This is a genomic window from Arthrobacter sp. TB 23, assembly GCF_000294595.1.
GTDB lineage: Bacteria > Actinomycetota > Actinomycetes > Actinomycetales > Micrococcaceae > Arthrobacter_D.
This window is the reverse complement of sequence record NZ_ALPM01000054.1, coordinates 1-17,776: the sequence shown is the minus strand read 5'-3', so window position 1 is coordinate 17,776 and position 17,776 is coordinate 1. Positions and strand designations below refer to the sequence as shown.

General features: G+C 59.7%; 16 protein-coding genes and 2 pseudogenes. 11 read left to right on the top strand and 7 right to left on the bottom strand.

What is annotated here, in order from left to right; translation table 11 throughout:
* The first annotated feature begins 540 nt into the window (after positions 1-540).
* From B384_RS0106995 to B384_RS0106975, 5 genes are all read left to right on the top strand, one after another.
* The gene (locus B384_RS0106995) at positions 541-1,542 is read left to right on the top strand and encodes an ABC transporter substrate-binding protein (protein ID WP_083850865.1); all 1,002 of its coding nucleotides are present in this window, start codon (positions 541-543) and stop codon (positions 1,540-1,542) included.
* Positions 1,542-2,378, top strand: coding sequence for an ABC transporter permease (locus B384_RS18100; protein WP_019482404.1), 837 nt, complete (start codon positions 1,542-1,544; stop codon positions 2,376-2,378). Before B384_RS0106995 ends, B384_RS18100 begins: the two co-directional genes overlap by 1 nt.
* Positions 2,375-3,211, top strand: coding sequence for an ABC transporter permease (locus B384_RS18095; protein WP_019482403.1), 837 nt, complete (start codon positions 2,375-2,377; stop codon positions 3,209-3,211). Before B384_RS18100 ends, B384_RS18095 begins: the two co-directional genes overlap by 4 nt.
* Positions 3,212-3,216: 5 nt before the next feature.
* Positions 3,217-4,002, top strand: coding sequence for an ABC transporter ATP-binding protein (locus B384_RS0106980; RefSeq protein ID WP_019482402.1), 786 nt, complete (start codon positions 3,217-3,219; stop codon positions 4,000-4,002).
* A gap of 153 nt (positions 4,003-4,155) precedes the next feature.
* Positions 4,156-4,593 carry a carboxymuconolactone decarboxylase family protein gene (locus B384_RS0106975; RefSeq protein ID WP_019482401.1) on the top strand — a complete coding sequence of 146 codons (438 nt, stop codon included), beginning with the start codon at positions 4,156-4,158 and terminating at the stop codon, positions 4,591-4,593.
* A 229-nt stretch (positions 4,594-4,822) separates the two neighbouring features.
* Here B384_RS0106975 and B384_RS0106970 read toward each other — a convergent pair whose 3' ends face one another.
* The 4 genes from B384_RS0106970 to B384_RS0106955 form a co-directional block, all read right to left on the bottom strand.
* Positions 4,823-6,004, bottom strand: a complete 1,182-nt coding sequence (locus B384_RS0106970) for an MFS transporter (RefSeq protein ID WP_035766657.1) — start codon at positions 6,002-6,004, stop codon at positions 4,823-4,825.
* A gap of 55 nt (positions 6,005-6,059) precedes the next feature.
* On the bottom strand, positions 6,060-7,031 hold the full coding sequence (locus B384_RS0106965; protein WP_156809008.1) for a YeiH family protein: 972 nt from the start codon (positions 7,029-7,031) through the stop codon (positions 6,060-6,062).
* A 194-nt stretch (positions 7,032-7,225) separates the two neighbouring features.
* Positions 7,226-8,413: a 2-methylaconitate cis-trans isomerase PrpF family protein gene (locus B384_RS18090; RefSeq protein WP_050994874.1), complete on the bottom strand. Its 1,188-nt coding sequence runs from the start codon at positions 8,411-8,413 to the stop codon at positions 7,226-7,228.
* 5 nt (positions 8,414-8,418) lie between these two features.
* Positions 8,419-9,813 (bottom strand): MmgE/PrpD family protein, encoded by a 1,395-nt coding sequence (locus B384_RS0106955; RefSeq protein WP_019482397.1) that lies wholly within the window; start codon positions 9,811-9,813, stop codon positions 8,419-8,421.
* 162 nt (positions 9,814-9,975) lie between these two features.
* On the opposite strand from B384_RS0106955, the gene B384_RS0106950 reads away from it, so the two are divergent.
* The 6 genes and pseudogenes from B384_RS0106950 to B384_RS18080 form a co-directional block, all read left to right on the top strand.
* Positions 9,976-10,626 (top strand): GntR family transcriptional regulator, encoded by a 651-nt coding sequence (locus tag B384_RS0106950; protein WP_019482396.1) that lies wholly within the window; start codon positions 9,976-9,978, stop codon positions 10,624-10,626.
* A 36-nt stretch (positions 10,627-10,662) separates the two neighbouring features.
* On the top strand, positions 10,663-12,030 hold the full coding sequence (locus tag B384_RS0106945; RefSeq protein ID WP_019482395.1) for an MmgE/PrpD family protein: 1,368 nt from the start codon (positions 10,663-10,665) through the stop codon (positions 12,028-12,030).
* A 34-nt stretch (positions 12,031-12,064) separates the two neighbouring features.
* Complete coding sequence (gene tcuA / locus B384_RS0106940) at positions 12,065-13,558, top strand: FAD-dependent tricarballylate dehydrogenase TcuA (RefSeq protein ID WP_019482394.1); 1,494 nt, start codon at positions 12,065-12,067, stop codon at positions 13,556-13,558.
* A gap of 97 nt (positions 13,559-13,655) precedes the next feature.
* Positions 13,656-14,158 (top strand): annotated as a pseudogene (locus B384_RS20775) (transposase); the annotation flags it as partial.
* Positions 14,159-14,725: 567 nt separating this feature from the next.
* Positions 14,726-15,022: a transposase gene (locus tag B384_RS0106935; protein ID WP_019482393.1), complete on the top strand. Its 297-nt coding sequence runs from the start codon at positions 14,726-14,728 to the stop codon at positions 15,020-15,022.
* A gap of 32 nt (positions 15,023-15,054) precedes the next feature.
* A pseudogene (locus B384_RS18080) lies at positions 15,055-15,912 on the top strand (IS3 family transposase); the annotation flags it as partial.
* Positions 15,913-15,974: 62 nt separating this feature from the next.
* Here B384_RS18080 and B384_RS18075 read toward each other — a convergent pair.
* The 3 genes from B384_RS18075 to B384_RS0106915 all read right to left on the bottom strand — a co-directional run.
* Positions 15,975-16,682 (bottom strand): IS3 family transposase, encoded by a 708-nt coding sequence (locus B384_RS18075; RefSeq protein WP_019482391.1) that lies wholly within the window; start codon positions 16,680-16,682, stop codon positions 15,975-15,977.
* On the bottom strand, positions 16,679-16,990 hold the full coding sequence (locus B384_RS0106920) for an IS3 family transposase (protein ID WP_019482390.1): 312 nt from the start codon (positions 16,988-16,990) through the stop codon (positions 16,679-16,681). Before B384_RS0106920 ends, B384_RS18075 begins: the two co-directional genes overlap by 4 nt.
* Positions 16,991-17,186: 196 nt before the next feature.
* A partial coding sequence (locus B384_RS0106915) for an IS3 family transposase (RefSeq protein WP_019482389.1) occupies positions 17,187-17,776 on the bottom strand: 590 nt, incomplete at its 5' end.

Here is a 17,776-nt window from a genome sequence, read left to right as displayed (position 1 = left end):
GGAGCGCCGAACGAAACTTTGGCCCGATCCCGGCGCTTTGCGCCCTGGTTGCGCGGAGGACCCGCCCAGCGATGATGGGGATCAGAATGACAAACAGCGAAGATTCTTCCGGTCATTCTTGGGTATGTTTCGGCGGCACGGCATGACGACGGTAGTCCGTTTGTTCTGTTGACCACGCCTTAGCCACCGGAAACGACGAGCAAGGTCGAGAGACCCTGCCTACAGCTCATCCGGTGCGGCAGGAGTAACCGCACCGACCCACACCCAGCCCTCGCAGTCAATCGTGTGGCCGGCGGTGAGCGCTGAACAGTTTTAGGAAGAAGAGGGGTGGCCATCGGGACTCTCGTCAGTCCGGACCAGTCAAACCGCTGAGCTTCCCGATGAATAACGCTATGTCCGCGCGGGGAGTCGGTTTTGTACGCCACGGTAGGCCGTTAATGAGTTGTAATAAAAGACCATTGACATCAAATACCTAATACATCAGACTTTAGGGCAGGTGATCAGCATCACTGTCCCGGATCGACGAGAGGAAAAAGACTCATGTCTACTCCACATTCTGCACCAACAAAGGTGTTGGCAGCCGTAGCCGCACTGTCTCTTTCACTTGGCCTTAGTGCCTGTGGAGGCAGCCAAGCTGCCACCACGGAGGAAGGCGTCTCCAGCGTCTCTTATGGGGGGCAAACCATCCTTCCAGACTTGGTCTTCCGCGGTGAGGATTGGGGTGAACCGTATTCAGTCGATATTGAGCAGATTCGCTTCTCATCCGGTAGCGAAGCCTTCGAGGCTCTACTTTCAGGCGAGGCGAATGTGTCCAACGGCGGATCCGGGCGACTCATCACGATCGCTGCACAGCGGCCCGAAGCGATCTCGCTGATCGCCAAATGGCAGTACGGCGGCAGCCGGTATTCAGTGCTGACCACCGAGGATTCCCCTATAGATCAGCCATCAGACCTTCGGGGGAAGACCATAGCCGTGGACAACGGCAGCGGCGCCTACACCTTGTTCCTGGTCTGGTTGGAACAGAACGGTTTGTCTCTCCAAGACGTCACCGTGCTCCAAACCAAGATCGGGGACATCGGTGCCGCGTTACAGGCCGGAAGCGCCGACGTCGGCATCGCATGGGAACCGACAGCAAGCACCTTGGTCTCCAAGGGTTTGGCGAAGCGTCTTGATACTTTGGATAGCGCGGGCGAGAGTCCCAACTTCCTGATTGCGGATAAGGAATGGGCCGAAGACAACAGAGAGGCACTCGTGGCATTCCTTCGCGCTGCCGTGGACGTCGGCGAGGAGATTACCAACGATCCAAAATCGGCCGGACAGATAGCCTCTGATGTATCGGCGGCGGAGGGCGTGGAAACCGACCCCGAGGTGCTTGCCGAGGCGTTGACCTACATCAAGATGGAACCGCAGATCGATGAACCTGCCCTCGACGAACTATCGAGCCTGGCCCAGGAGATGGTTGATCAGAAAAAGATCGAGGCTGTCCCGGACTTTGCCCCCTTGGTCGATAACTCATACCTGGAAGAAGCCTTGGAGCAGTAATGGCGGTACAAGTGACCATCCGCCATCCCGTCCAAAAGCTGACGGAGAAAAAACAGCGGGGCGGCACCATTAGATCATTGGCCTTGTTCATCGCACCCTTGGCGGCCTGTGCAGCTTTGGCGGAACTGCTGGTGCGGATCGGCGTTCTCGACGAACGGCTCACGCCCGCCCCGAGCACAGTTTTCGCCCGAATGATCGAACTTGCCGGACCGACGGGTAACTACCTTCTCTGGGTGAATTTGGGTACAAGTGCATCCCGAGTGTTACCCGCCCTGCTAATCGCTGCAGTGTTGGGAATCGCTATCGGCATCGCGCTGGGACTGAGCCGAAAAGCCAGCGACTACCTCTCACCCCTGTTGGGCTTTATGTTGCCCCTGCCCGCGGTGGCATGGACCCCCGTTTTCGTGGTTTCCATAGGCCGCGGCTATGACACGATGTTGATCGTCCTCGTCCTTGGTGCGGTGTTTCCCATCCTCTACAACGTCATGTCGGGGGTACAAGGAATCACTGATCGTCAAATCTGGGCCATGCGATCCCTAGGCGGCAGTAAGCTCGACGTCCTCTTCCGCGTCATCCTTCCCGCGGCTTGGCCGGCCATCCTCAATGGCCTGCGTTTGGGAATGGGACACGCTTGGCGCACTCTGGTGGCGGTGGAACTGCTGACCTCGGCGACTTTGGGCTTGGGCGCACTGATCTTCAACTCGCGCAGTTCGCTTGACACACCCACCATGTATGTCTCGATTCTGGTCATCGCCGTCGCCGGTCTTTTGATCGACCACACGTTCTTCCGGTATTGGGAGAGCCGAACCATTGGAAAGTGGGGCGAATCCCAATGACTCTGAGTGTTTCCGAAAGTAAAACGCCGGTACGAAAGAGCCACCGAACGAAAACGCAGCTGCGCCGTGGCGCTACCACGGTCATTGTCCTGGTGGTGCTGTGGGAGGTCGCTGTCCGGATTGGACTCGTCGATTCCTTTCTGGTTCCGCCGCCCACCACCGTATTTACGCAGCTCTTCACCCTGGCGGGACCGGAAGCGTTGCCTGCCTATGCCCTGTGGATGCACATCGGCTGGAGCCTCCTCCGGCTGATCCTCGGTGTGGCCCTTGGTGCAGCGATCGGGCTCCCAATCGGGATCGCGATGGGTTCCAACCGATTCATCAAACTCACGTTCCGCCCGATTCTCACGTTCCTGCTTGCCATCCCGTCCCTCGCCCTGGCTCCGATCCTCATTCTTCTCATGGGACTGAGCGAATGGGTACCGGTCACGGTAATTGCCATCGAAGCAGCGGTGGTGATGGCCTACAACGCCGAGCTGGGCACCTCTTCCGTTCCGCGGAACATGAAATGGGCAATGGCCAGCCTAGGCGCCGGCAGGTTCACCATCTTCACCCGAGTTGTTCTGCCATCATCCCTACCGTTCCTCATCACCGCGTTGAAACTTTCCGTCGGCTACGGCTGGCGTGCCCTGATCGCTGTCGAGCTGTTGGCGGCTACCTCCTTCGGACTGGGCTTCATGATCTTTCAAGCCCAAAACTATATGGACACAAAGACAATTTTCGCCGGCATCGTGGCCATTTCCATCGTCGGCTACATCTTCGAGCGCGTGGTGTTCGGCCGATTGGAACGCACCGTCAACGCTTGGTACGCGATTTCCACCAAAGAAAGGTGACAACCATGTCCACCAACGTGAAGTTCTCCGCCAACGGCGTGCGCAAGATCTTCCACGACGAGCGAACCAACCGCTCGGTCGAGGCCATCAACAACCTCGACCTCGAAGTCTACGACGGGGAATTCGTTGTCCTGATCGGCCCCAGCGGCTGCGGAAAATCGACCTTCCTCTACATGTGCGCCGGCTTCGAATTCCCCACCGAAGGCGATGTTTCCTTCGACGGGAAAACGATTAAGGGGCCAGGACCGGAGCGGGGCATCGTGTTCCAAGACTTTGTCCTCTACCCCTGGCGCACTGTGCGCCGAAACATCACCCTGGGTCTTGAGCTCAAAGGGATAGCCAAGCAGGAAGCGGCTAAAAAGGCGCAGCACTGGATCGATCTCACCGGGCTGAGCGGTTTCGAAGACTCCTACCCGCGCCAGCTCTCCGGTGGCATGAAACAGCGTGTCGCTATTGCACGCACACTGGCCTGTGAACCGGAAGCGGTCCTAATGGATGAGCCCTTCGGTGCCCTCGATGTTCAAACGCGGGACTTCATGGTCCGTGACCTACAGCGGGTCTGGGACGAAACCGGAAAAACGATCATCTTCGTCACGCACAGCGTGGAGGAAGCGATCATGCTCGCCGACCGCATCGTTGTCTTCGGAGCCCGACCGTCCAGGATCAAGGACGACATCCGCGTCGACTTCCCCCGGCCACGCACGGAGTCCGATCCCGAGGTACAGGCGCTTCGGTCCAAACTGATTGACCTATTGGCAGACGAGACTCGTCACGAAACCGTTGTTGGATAACAAAAACATGGGGTTGGGGGCAGGGAGCCGAACGGGCCCTGCCCCATACCCATGTCCGGCTCATACATTCACACCTGGCGCTGAAGTGCATTTCCGGCTGCCAGGCCAATCAATGTACGTCTCACACCAGGCGAGATACACGTAAGGATTCCAATGCCTCATACCAGCCCTTCAGTCAGCGAAACCGACGCCTTGGCATACATCAACGACATGGCCCGTACGCGCGGCTACGTGCTCGACTATCACAAGGTCATGGCTAAGCAGGACTTCGAGGTCCTGCAAGCAACGAACAACTTGGTTTCCGCTGCCTATTTGAACCAGCGGTCCTTGGACCGAAGGACCAAGGAGCTCATTTTCATCGTGAGCCTGACAGTCATGCGGGCCTCCAAGGGACACATCCAGTCACACATCCGCGTCGCGCTCGATCTTGGACTGACCTCCGCCGAGATCTTGGAAGCCATCGAGATCGCCCTGCCTGAAGCAGGCATCGTCGCCTTTCAGGCAGGTTTCGACGCGTGGCGCGAAGTCGTCGGCGCCGAAGGCATCGAGCCCAGCGTCGAAGTCCACGACGGCGGAAACGGCAGTACCTAGCCAACAAGCTCGGCTCACTTTCATCCGGCGGGACATGGTCCTTCACCGACCCGAGGTGAAGGACGGTTGCACTGCAGACAGACAGGCTGAGGATTCTGGATGAGGTCCATTGCCACTGCAAGGCGATCTCCTCCAGGCGCTGGTCATCCCGGCATTAATCTGCGTCTTTCTTTTGCGTTATGCGTGTGTGTTGTGCTGATCGGTCCATTCCCTACGGAGGTGCGTAAGGCTAAGTCTCGTTGCGTTCGAGCCGTGCCAGCGGACGGATAGAACCGAGGGAAGAGAGCAGAAGTAGGCATGCCGTACCGGTGAGGACACCACCCGCACCCGCGCCGATAGTGAAAGTCGACAGCCCTATGGGTATAAGCACTTGTCCAGCCCGTGAGCCGGTTAGCCGGAGGGCGAGCCAGGTTCCCAGATGGTCCGACGGTGCATAGGAGCTCATCATTGCCATGCTCAGGGGCTGACCAATCCCGAGCATGAGTCCAAGGCAAAACATCAAGACCAACGCCGAAACTAGTGGCATCGGAACGACTACCAGAGCAAGCAACGCCGCCGCTATACCCGACGACACCACGAGAATGCGGTTCCTTCCGATTGTGTAAACCAGCCAGCCCAGCCCGAAACGGCAGACCAAGGTTCCGGCGGCCCGGAAGGCTAAGAGCAAGCCCACCTCGGAGACCGCCATGCCGCGTTCCACTGCTAGTGCAGGCAGGTAAACCTGAAGCAGATCAATGGCGCAAAGTACCAGCATGCTTATGAGAATCGACGCTGCCAGGCCACCTTTCACACCAGGCCTGGTCACGAAGGCCCGCCTGATGCCGCCGCCGGGGCTGCGGCTGGCGAGGGACGGGACGACGGGGTGGCGGAGCATCAAAAGGCTGACCAGGAGCAGGCTGAAGACAATGGCACAGTAACCCACCAGCAGCGCAGTGGTGTCGGGTGTGACCGATCGGCCCCCGATAAACCCCAGCAGAAACGGTCCGAGCAGCTGCGCCGCCGCTGCACTAGTCGTGTAGATCCCGAAAATCCGGTTGTGGTCAACGGTTCCGGCTGCGATTCTTTTCTGTTCGCTGAGCAGGCTCATCAAGTGCCCCAAACCCAGCAAGGTGCACCAAAAGGACAGGGCCGTTAGGTTGGGTGCAGCGAAGATCAGGCCCGGGCCGGTGGCGAGCATCAGTAGCGCCCCGACGACCAGCACCGGCTTTTCCTTACCGATGTCTAGCATTCGTCCCAACGGAAAAGCCAGGACGATGGGGAGTACGGAAAAACTGGCCACAACCCACGCGAGAGACACTGCGGTAGCGCCGAGATCTAAAGCTATGTAGGAAGTGGTGGGGCGGATGAGGGCGACGGCGAGCTGCAGGAAGAATGCGTGGAGCAGGACGCTGACCAGCGTGAACCGCATCATCAAACCAGCCGGGATGTGGGCGCGGCAGGGTTGCTTGCGGTTTCGGGTATGACCTTCACCGGAGGATGAAGGTGCCGGCCAGAGCGACAGAGCCGACTATGAGGGTAGAGGCGAAGGCCAGGATGAATGGACGAGGGCCAATGTGGCGAAAGAAGGAGGCTTTGACGCCGCAGCCCAATGCAAACATTGCAGCGGTCATGAGGGTGCCCTGAACCACGCTCGCTCCGGTCAGGGCCGGTTCGGGCACAATGCCGAAGCTGCGTACAACGATGGCGACCATGAAGGCCACGACAAATACCGGCAACAGCGGAGGCCGCGCCGCCGCCACTCCCGGTGTGGAGGTTTCCTGTTTGCGGGCAGACCATGCCAGGACGGCCATAACGGGCGCCAACATGATGACCCGAGCAAGCTTGACGATGACCGCGACACTGAGCGCTGTTCCGCCAACAATCCCGCCTATGGCGACGACCTGTGCCACTTCATGAACGGCGCCGCCAGCCCAGAGACCCGTGGCACCAGCATCAAATCCGATCAACTGGCTAAGGAAAGGGATGAGCGGGATCATCGCTGTGCCAAAGATCACCACCAAGGCGATGGACGTCAGCGTCTCCTCCTCAGACGCCTTCGTAACGTCACTGGACGCAGCCACGGCCGCTGCACCACAGATAGAGAATCCGGATGCGATGAGCAGGCACTGAGTCCGCCCCAGGCTGAGCAACCGGCCGACGTAGTACGTGGCGAGCATTCCGATGGTGACGATGAGGACGACCATGAGGAGAACGCCCCAGCCCAGGGACAGGATGTCCACGACCGACAGCTGCAGACCAAGCAGGATGATGGCCGCCCGCAACAGGGTCTTGGACGTGAATATGACGCCTGGTTCAAGCCGTTCATGGACACCGACCAGGTTCCGGAAGGCGACACCGAGCAGAATCGCGACCAGCAATGCGCTGACCCCGGGAAACAGGCTCAGCACTGCAATAACCCCTGCTGCAGCGACAAAACAAGCGACAATTCCGGCAACCATGACTGGTCGGAACCCGAAAGTGAGGCGTGAAGTCCACACCCTTGAAGCGGTGGAACCCTCCGCCCCTTGAACGGTTTGTGGTCCGCGTGCTGGCATAATCTATCCCTTTATCGACGTGTCCTTGTTCGCCTTTGCGGGCGTACGGAATGGAATGGTCCGGACCGTAAGCCGGCCCTCCTGGCGATGCAGGGACGCTACAGCAATCCCGTCGTTGCCAGCGGTATGCCGGCGTTGTCCCAGACCTTGCTCGGGATAATGACAGAGCCATCCATGATAGCTCTGGCGGTGCGCACGATGGAGGCTTTGCGCACCCGGATGTCTGTGCCCCGGACGTCCACTTTGACCTGTGCGGAGATGATGCCGCCGGGGTGGCCGATGACGAAGTGTTCGCCGGAGGGCTTAGCGAGCTGGTTGACGATGGTGCCCTCGATGGCACCGGCGATAGCCGTGCACAGCGCCCCGGTAACCGCATAGGTTTTGTGGGTCCGCTGCATGGACTGCTGCCTAGCGATCACGGTAAGGGTCTCGGCAGGAACCGAGGTGCCGTCGGCGGCTATGTAGTCCTGCGGTTCGGAAACAGCCACAACACGGGGAATGGACGGGGAAACCTCTTTGGCCACCTGGTTCCCGCTCACAAGCCCAATGGCCCCGGCGGCATAGGCGCGGATTTCTTCCAGCAGGCCGGGCAACGACGGGTGAGCGTCGATTTGTGCGGCCGATTCGGTTCCGGTCATGGCTAGGTCTTTGGCGTTGACGAAAACGAAAGGCGTGGCTGCGTCCACGATTGAGACTTGGCAGGTAGTGCCGTTAGATAAAGTGACAGGTTCGCAGATTTGACCCGTGGGTAGCACCGAACCCGTTGCGGCGCCCCCGCAGTCACCGAAGTCCAGGAGGATGGGGGCACCGGATCCGGGTACGCCGGATATCATGGTGTCGCCGTCTTCCTCGACCTCCCCGGCGTCATTGACGCGCACGTCGGCGATGAGCAGTTTGTTGGTGTTGGTGTTGTAAATGCGCACCTGGGTGACGGGGGAGACTGCGGGAACCAGTCCACGGTGTATGGCGAAAGGCCCTACGCCGGAGGACATGTTCCCGCAGTTCCCCACCCAGAAGATTTCCCCTACTTCGATGCCGACTTGGCCGAAGGTGTAGTCCACATCGGCTTCTGAACGGGATGAGGCCGATACCACGGCGACTTTGCTGGTCAGCGGATCGCCGCCTCCTATGCCGTCAATCTGACGAGAGTCGGGGGAGCCATATGCTGCGAGCACGACAGCGTCTCTGACGGCCGGGTCCGTAGGCAAATCCTCCTTAAGGAAAAACGCGCCGCGGCTGGTTCCGGCCCGAGCAAAGAGACAGGGGATGCTTCTGGTCGTTGACATGGTTGCTACTTCTTGAGGGCCGCGGCGATCTGGGCAACGTCGCTGACGTTTTCCAGGTTCATCACCATATCGCTGACCTCCCGGGCGCGAGTGGCACCGATGGAGATGGTGGCCAGATCCAGGAACTTGTTCTCCAGTTCCAGGTCACTCATGGGCAGATCCGGTTCACCCTTGGGACCCTTGACGGCGTGGCTGAGCACTCGCCCGTCGTTTAGACGGACCTCCACCACGGCCTCACGGCCCATCAGGCCATACTTGGGCTCCGCGATCAGTTCGATCTCGGCAGCGACTTCGTGAATTCGCTTGTCCTTGAAACCCTCTTCGTAATCCTTGAGCCCATTCAGGTAGCCGTTCAGGGCAAGGGCAACACCGAAGGGAGTTGAACCCATTGCTGCGTTCAAGTTCGGGGTGACGGTGCGCCCGGACTGGCGGATAGCAAGGGCGCAGAGGCGAACACTGACCTTAGCAATGTCTTCAGGAGCAAGGTTGTGCTGCTGAGCGATCTCCTGGGCAGCATCGATAGGCCCATGGGCGTACCGGCAGGCGGCATGCGGCTTGAAGCCAACCTCCATAATTTTGAAGTCGGAGCCAAGACCGTCGAAGATTTCGCCGGGCTTCACACCGTCCGCATAGGCGTTGAAGAAGCCCTCCCGGGACTCCAAGCCCATCTTTGGTCCGGTGAAACCCTTGGAAACCAGCATCGCTGCCAGGGTTCCGTTTAGAGCAGCTTTACCCGGGCTCAGCGGCTTGGCCATACATGGGGAGTCAAGGTAGGCCTGGATCCCTGCCGCCTGCATAGCGCCCAGCCCTAGTGCGTCGGCGGTACGCTCAGCATCGAAGCCGAACTGTTTGGCAGCTGCACCGGCAGAAGCTATGGAACCGACGGCACCGGTCGTGTGATAGCCGCGCTGGCGATGGCCCGGGTTGATAGCCAGAGCAATACGGACCATAAGGTCGTAGCCAGCTACTGCAGAGGTGATTGTCTCGGCACCGGTACGGTGAAGGTACTCGCCGGTCGTCATCACGGTCGGGACCAGCAGGGAGCCCGACTTCGTCAGGGCCGCGCCGTGCGCGTCGTCCAGTTCAACCCCGTGTCCGAGCATGGCGTTGATCATGGCGGCATGGGGAACGGGCACGCGTGTTCCATAGCCCGTGATCGTAGCCTGTTCCGCACCGCCGAACTCGGCGATGAGGGAGTGCGCCACCCGGGCTGGCTCGGCAATGGTTGAGGCACCCAGCTGGTTGCCTAAACCATCACGAATCAACAGCTTAGCCTTATGCACAACGTCTGCGGAAAGGTCTTCGAACTGCAGGTTGCTGACATAGTCGGCCAAAGCACGGGTTGCGCCTTCCGCATCCTCGCGCTGGACCTCCGGCTTGGCATCTACGGTTTCAGTCATGGGAGCGTTCCTTCCTATCGGGGCTCCTGCAAGTAGTGGAGCAAGAGACTCCATTCAGTCTGATACGTGATATTTCACATGTCAAGAGTTGTGTCAGATGTTTCAGACAACTCATACTGGTTGAATGGGGGGAGATTTAACGGAGAGGACCGGAACGTGGCAATGCAACCAAACCTGCTTCTGTCGGCGGCCGAATTGGCGGCGCGCGAGATTCGAGATCGCATTCGCACGGGTGACTTGAAGCCCGGGGAGAGAATCAACAGTGACGAGATCTCTCAGCAACTGGGCATCAGCAAGACGCCCGTGCGCGATGCGCTTCAGACCCTGCGCCAGGAAGGTTTAGTCGAAATACAGGCGCGCGTTGGGGCTTTCGTTCGGCAAATCACGATGCGTGAAATCAAGGAGGTTTACTCTTTGAAGTCAGCCGTAGAGCCGTTGGCTGCCGCTTGGGCCGCAGAACATGGAACACAGGCTGACCGGGGACGCCTCTTCGCAGCCATGACTAACCTGGAGGTCGCAGCGGCAGAAGACAACGTCGATGTCGGGGTTGAGAGCGTCGATGCCATCCACGACCTGATCTTTGACATGGCCGACAGCGAAGTGATGCGCGACGTTTACCGCGTCTTCCGCGCACGGGTTAGAGCCCTACGCCAGATCAACCTCGCCCAACCCGGCCGCCTCTCCGTTTCCGCTCAGCATCACCGGAAGATTGTCGATGCCATCTGTGCGGGCAATCCGGCCGCCGCGGCCGCCATGGCCGAGCATCTGGCCGATGCTACCGAGGCAGTCAAAAATGTCTTGAGCAAATACTAGTTGACATGTGAAATATCACGTATCACTATGTGATGTATGACACCGCCTGTAAAAGCAGTAACCGCCACCGTTACGCAGCGTCTGGCTGAATTCGTTTCCCTTTCTTCGGAAGACGTTCCGCAAACAGCTCTGGAGGCTGCGATCGCCGCAGTAATCGACACCGTTGCCTGCGGCTTACGCGGCAGCAGTCTTCCTGTCTCTCAGGCAGTTAGGGCGGCCGTCAATCTGCAGGGGATGCCCGGGCGGTTCATGTGCTTCGATGGTTCCAAGACCCAGTCCGCAGCGCAGGCAGCCTACATCAACGCGACCGCCGCCCATTCGCTAGAGCTGGACGATACCGATGCCATCGGCCTGACCCACCCTGGCGTCGTGATCATTCCCGCGGCGTTGGCCGCTACCCAGGAATTACCGGTCACCGGGCGCCAGTTCCTCGAAGCGGTCATAGTTGGCTACGACGTCGCTGTCCGGCTGTCCCGCTGGGTCAATCCCGAACACCGGATACGCGGATTCCACACCACTGCGACCGTCACGTCCTTGGGAGCTGTGGCAGCAGTTGCCCGACTCCGAGGAATGAGTACTGAGCAATGCGCCTCGGCCATGGGCATTGCCCTTTCCTATGCCGGGGGCACCTTCGAATTCGTCCAGGCCGGGTCGAACCTCAAGCGCGTTCACGCTGGAAAGGCCTCGTCGACTGCCGTGCAATCCTGCGATCTGGCGGTGTGCGGCGTCGAAGGCCCCTTTACCGCACTTGAAGGGAATCATGGCTTCTACGCCACCAGCGTTGGTCCCAATATGCCCGAACTCGACCTCTCGGACTTGGGTCGAAATTTCGTCATCGAAGAGGTAGGGACGAAGCGCCATGCCTGCTGCAGGTTCTGCCACACCGCCATTGACGCCGCCATCGAACTGTTTAAGCAGAACGTCTGTGTTTTTCCAGACTCCCTCATAGAAGTAGCCGTCAGTTCGCTGTGTCATGAGCAGACCGGAGGGCAGGCCCCCAAGAACGAGCTCCAGCGCCAATTCAGTACCCCCTACGGCGTCGCCTTGGGGCTGCTATACGGCAGGACAACCCTCAGCGATTTCCAAGACTGCCCGGATGAGGCGGCACTGGCTCTGGCGCGCCGGGTCCGAATGGTCGCCGACCTATCCCTTGAACCGCGTAACCGACGTGCCACGGTCAGGGTTATGAGCGGGGCAAGCGTTGTAGAAAAGCAACTGGATGAACCGCGCGGTGAGCCTACTTCCCCCTTCACTGCAGACGAGCGCTTCGAAAAGTACCTTTCCCTGACCTCAAAGTTCACATCACCCACAATGGCCGGTTACCTCCATGAAGGCCTGAGCAGACTTAGCGTCAGCCCTCGTATGGCGCCCGTCATCGACCTGATCGCCGCAGCAACCGCGTAATAAGAATTACTGCCCAGCCACCAAAGGAGAACCGATGGCCAACCCACATGACGCATCTGAGAACCTGGCCCTGACCAGCGATATCGTCGTCGTTGGCGGCGGCAACGCCGCCTTCAGCGCAGCACACGCCGCTGCCGAACGCGGCCGTAAAGTCATCATGTTGGAAAAAAGTTCCGAGGAACTGGCCGGCGGTAACAGCTATTACACCGCCGGCGCAACGCGCATCGTCCATGACGGGCTGAACGACTTGAAGGGACTCATCGAGGAGGACGAACGCCATACACGGACCACCGTCCCGCCGTACAGTGCCGAAGAATATCTTGGCGACCTAGAGAAGCTGACCCAGGGCCGCAATGACCCCGACCTCTCCCGCGTGCTGGTAGAAGAGGGCCAGGAAACCCTTCGGTGGCTTAAAAAGCTGGGCTTGAAGTACCGGCTGATGTACGAGCGCCAGGCCTACACGAATCCTGATGGCACCTACCTGTTTTGGGGCGGTGTGCACGTTGGCAACGTTGACGGAGGCGAAGGCCTCGTCAAAGACCATACGAACGTGGCCAGGAGGTTCGGAGTGGACATCCGCTACTCGCACGAGGCCACCGAGCTGCTGGTGGAAAACGGACGTGTTGTAGGCGTGAAGGGAACCACACATGGCTCGCCCTTCGAAGTTCGAGCAGAATCGACAGTTCTGGCCGCAGGGGGGTTCGAGTCCAACCCCGAAATGCGCGAAAAGTACCTCGGGGAAGGTTGGGCCAGGGCTAAAGTCCGCGGTACGCCGAACAATCAAGGCACAATGCTCAACGCCGCACTGGATATCGGTGCCGCCAAGGCAGGTGACTGGAATTCCGCACACAGCGTTCAGTGGGACGCGTACTACCCGGACAACGAGAGCAACTACGAGCTGACCAACCGACTCACACGGCAAGGCTACTTCCTGGGCATTCTGGTCAACAATGAGGGCGAACGGTTTCTGGATGAAGGAGAGGACTTCCGAAACTACACCTATGCCAAATACGGGAAGGTGGTGCTCAACCAGCCTGACTCCATCGCATTCCAGATCTACGACAGCAAGGTACGCCCTTTGCTGCGCGCTGAGGAATATGACATGCCGGGAATCTCTCTGGCGACGGCAGACACGATCGAGGACATCGCACTGAAAATAGGTGTACCTGTCGAACACCTCACACGAACCGTCGCCGCTTACAACAGCGGGATAAACACCGATCGCTCATTCGATCCCACCGTCAAGGACGGCAAACGGTCCTCAACCACCCCTGCGAAGAGCAACTGGTCCTCTCCGCTCGATGCCGCCCCCTACTACGCCTATCCGGTCACCTGCGGCATCACATTCACTTTCGGCGGACTCAAAACGGATACATTCGGGCGGGTTCAGGACGAGCGCGGGAATCATATTCCGGGACTCTACGCAGCCGGAGAAATGCTCGGCGGACTATTCAGCAACAACTATCCCGGAGGATCGGGCCTGGCCGCCGGTGCAGTGTTCGGGCGCCGGGCGGGGTCCGTCGCCTAGCCCGAAGCTTTGCGTGAACGGCCAACGCGGATTTGCACTTAAGTACCGTTTCTCAATGGGACGAAAAGCAGCAAATCTCGCCCCGGGAGGTTCCCTCGCGTCCACCCGCACATATCCGCCGAGTACAAGGCGTCAACGGCGCAGTGGCACGCAGAACGTCGTGCCCGCAGACCGAAGACCGCAAAACTCGCTACACATGATTTGCTGCGTACCTATGTCCAGGACAAGCTTAGCGGTGGCATCTTCGCTGCGGACGGCACACGTATCGGCCCGACTGTTCCAGTGTGGGACGGGAAGAATAAACCTCACCGCGGGGACCGGGAGTGGGTGACGGCGTGGAGCCCACAGCAGATCGCCAAGCGGCTACCGCTCGACCTCCCCGACGACCCAACGATGCGGATCTCGCACGAAGCGATCTACCAGGCGCTTTACGTCGATTCGCGCGGTGGACTGGAGCGGCACCGATCCTGGCACCTGCGTCGGGGCCGAACCAAGCGCATGCCACGAGCTCGGACACGACAGCAGGCATGGGCTCATGTCACCGAAGACACCGTGCTATCAAAACGTCCGGAGGAGGCAGCGGATCGCAAGACCGCCGGGCAGGGTCTAAGGCCCTGTCCGAAGAGTTAGCTGAGAGGCTCGCAGCAGAGTTTGGCGACGGGCTCGTCCTCTCCTGTGAGGGAGCAGCCGGGTCGCCCCTGTTCACTAGCAAGATGCCACCAACCAATCCCGACGCCGCGGCGGCCTTCACCAACCTGATTAATGTAGAGCTGAAGCTCCGGGACATGCCGCCGGGCAATATGTACTGCTACGCACCGCTTTCCGGGCAGGTCTCCAAAGGCCCAGACCAGCACCGCGATAGCCGAGGACCAGGATCTTTGGCTTGACGCAATGGACCCTTTTGGGTGTTTGGCTGAAGCGCGAAATCCTGCCTATTAAGCCTTCCGCTACGGGGGAGTACTCCGCTCGCGCCACGATCGCCTGGGCGGATGAGACGCTCGATGCGCTTTCCAATATCGAGGCTCCATAGATCTAACTGAAGTATCAGCTCATTGCTTGAAGATATAGGAAATACGATGGGCCGGCTCGAAGAACTTCACTGACTCGGTAGCCGAGTTGTTCTCCATTGAGGTGTACTACTGATGTGAGACACAGTTTGAAAGGATTGTGCCCATATCTTCGCGTCCCACTTATTCCGATGAGTTCAAGGCTGATGCCGTTAATCTCGTGATCTCGTCTGGCCGTTCTCCGGCCTCGGTGGCCCCCGAGCTGGGGATCTCCGTGACCGCGCTAAAACGATGGGTGCAGCTGCACCGAGCAGGAGAGTCCGGCGCTGGCGGAAGACCCGATGACCCGGCGGATCCCGCGAAATATAAGGCGCTGGAGGCCCGGCTGCGAGAAGTCGAAAGGGAAAATGATTTCCTGAAAAAAGTGTCGGCGTTCTTCGCCAAAGAACAACGGTAGAGGACCTCTACCGGCTTGTTCAGGAGGAGAACGCCGAATTCCCTGTTACCTGGATGTGCGCCCGGCTCAGCGTTCCGCGGGCCTCGTACTACCGCTGGCTGAACCAGACCGAATCACCGACCGCTGTCCGGCACCATGAACTGACCGGACTGGTGAAGGCGATGTTCGATTCCTCCGACGGGATCTTCGGGCACCGCATGGTCCACACCAAACTCGCCGGCACCGGTGTCCAGGTTTCCGTGGGAACGGTCGCCACGATCATGGCCGAGAACGGCTGGGCAGCCAAACGGATGCGCGCGTTCAAACGGACGACCATCCCCTCGGACCCGGAGAAGGTGTTCGCGGACCTCATCGGTCGGGACTTCACCTCAGACACCCCTGGTACGAAGCTCGTCGGGGACATAACCTATCTGCGCACCGGCGAAGGATGGCTTTACCTGGCCACTGTCATCGACCTGTGCACCCGGATGATTGTGGGCTGGTCCATGGCCGATCACATGCGCGCCTCCCTCGTCACAGGTGCCCTTGAAATGGCCAGGAACCGCGGACATCTGGCCCCGGACGCCATCTTCCACAGCGACCGCGGCACTCAATACACCTCCCGGGAAATGGGTGCCTGGTGCACCGGCAACCGCGTCCGCCAATCTATGGGCGCCACCGGAGTGTGCTGGGACAATGCCGTCGCCGAGTCAGCGTTCTCCACCCTGAAGAACGAGTTCTACCACCACCACAGCTTCGCCACCCGCCAGGGCGCCCGCCGGGCGACCATGCGCTACATCGAAGTTTTCTACAACCGCTGGCGGCCCCACACCAACAATCAGGGGCTACCCCCGGCAACAGCAATGGCCAACTACACGACCCAAAACCAGCTGCTACCCGCAGCTGCCTAACCCCCGAAAAAACTAGCCGACTGTCTCACATCCTTGACACACCTCAACCCCTGCCGAAGCTTTCAAAGAACAACTACGATCGACCTCACAAACAATCGTTGCGACGACCGGTTGAATACGGCTTGGCTTCCCGCGTCGGAATGATGAATCAGCCCCTTCCCGGCCGGCCGCCCAGTGTGTTGACGCCTCCACAAAGCCATCCGTAGACAGTGTTCAACGAACGATGTGTCCTTCACTGTGGAGGTTTCCCACCCCACGATCGCCCGGGAATATAGGTCAATGACCAATGCCACGTAGACGAACCCTGCGTAGACCGGCACGTAGGTGAAATCCGTGACCCAGACCCGGTTCGGGGCCAATGCCGTGAAGTCCCGATTCAACAGATCCCCGGCGCGGCGGCCGTCCTTGCCGGGGATGGTGGTGCGGGTCTTGCGGCCTCTGGTCAGACCGTTCATGCCCTCTTCGCGCATCAGCCGGTCCACGGTGTGTTTGGAGGCTTCCGGGAATCCGCTTCGGCGCAGCCACTGCGTCATCTTCCGCCGCCCATAAATGATCTCGGGGCGGGGGCGTCCCAACACGTCGGTGACTTTCAAACTCCGCAAGGCATCGGTGAGGCGGGCATCTTCAATGGTGCGCAACGCTGGCAGGCGTGTTTTCCACGCCCGGTAGGTTCGTGCGGCGACCTGGACGCCCTGCTCCCGCAGGACAGCGCAGATCGACTCGACCGCGTAACCAAGAGCGCGCATGTCGTCGATGAATCGACAGATCAACGGCGGCGAGGGTCGAGTTCCCTCGCGAAGAAAATCGAGGCCTGTTTCAGGATCTCGTTGGACTCCTTCAAGTCCCGCACCTCGGCCCGGAGCCGCTTGATTTCCTCCACCTCCTCGCTGCTCGGGCCGGTCTTTTCACCGGCATCGATCTGAGCCTGGACCACCCAACGACGCAGCGATTCAGCACCGACTCCCAGCTTCGGTGCCAGCGCCTTACAAGCGGTGTAAACAGAGGGATACTCGGACAACCGATCCACCGTCATGCGAACTGCACGATCACGGACCTCGGGAGGAAACTGCTTGGGCATAATCACTATCTTTCTCACAGAAGACAGCGGCATCAAACCCGGGACGGTTCAACCTGCCCACCGCAGCTGATTGATCCAGCGACCGTGGTGGAGGCCATCTAGGTTCTCCTGCGACCACGGTTTGTTGACGCCCTCCGAAGTCTTCCGGAATTTGGGACTGCTGAAGGTTTAGTTGACAGCTGGGGTTGATAGTTTGCTATGCGGCTGTGACCGCGTTGTTTATTGTCTCAAACTCGATCGGGGTTAGCCGGCCGAGGGTGCGTTGCCGGCGTTTTCGGTGGTAGGTCCGCTCGATCCAGGTCGTGATGGCGAGCCTGAGCTCGGCCCTGGTTTCCCACCGTTTCCGGTTCAAGACGTTCTTTTGCAGCAGCGAGAAGAACGATTCCATCGCAGCATTGTCACCGCACGCGCCCACCCGTCCCATTGATCCGCTCAGCCCGTAGACGTGCAGGGCGGAGACGAATTTCCTGGATCTGAACTGGGACCCTCTATCGGAGTGAACTACCGTACCCGCGGGTTTTCTGAACGAAACGGCATGGTCCAAGGCCGCTACTGCCAGGGACGCTTTCATCCGCCCGTCCATGGAATACCCGACGATCCGGTTCGAGTGCAGATCTTTGATGGCACAGAGGTAAAGCTTGCCTTCGTCCGTGGGGTGTTCGGTGATGTCGGTTAACCATTTCTGGTTCGACGCCGCCGCAGTGAAGTCCCGATCGATGAGGTCATCGTGGACCGGCGGGCCGGTCTTGATCCCGGATCTGCGCCGACGGTGGATCACCGACAGGA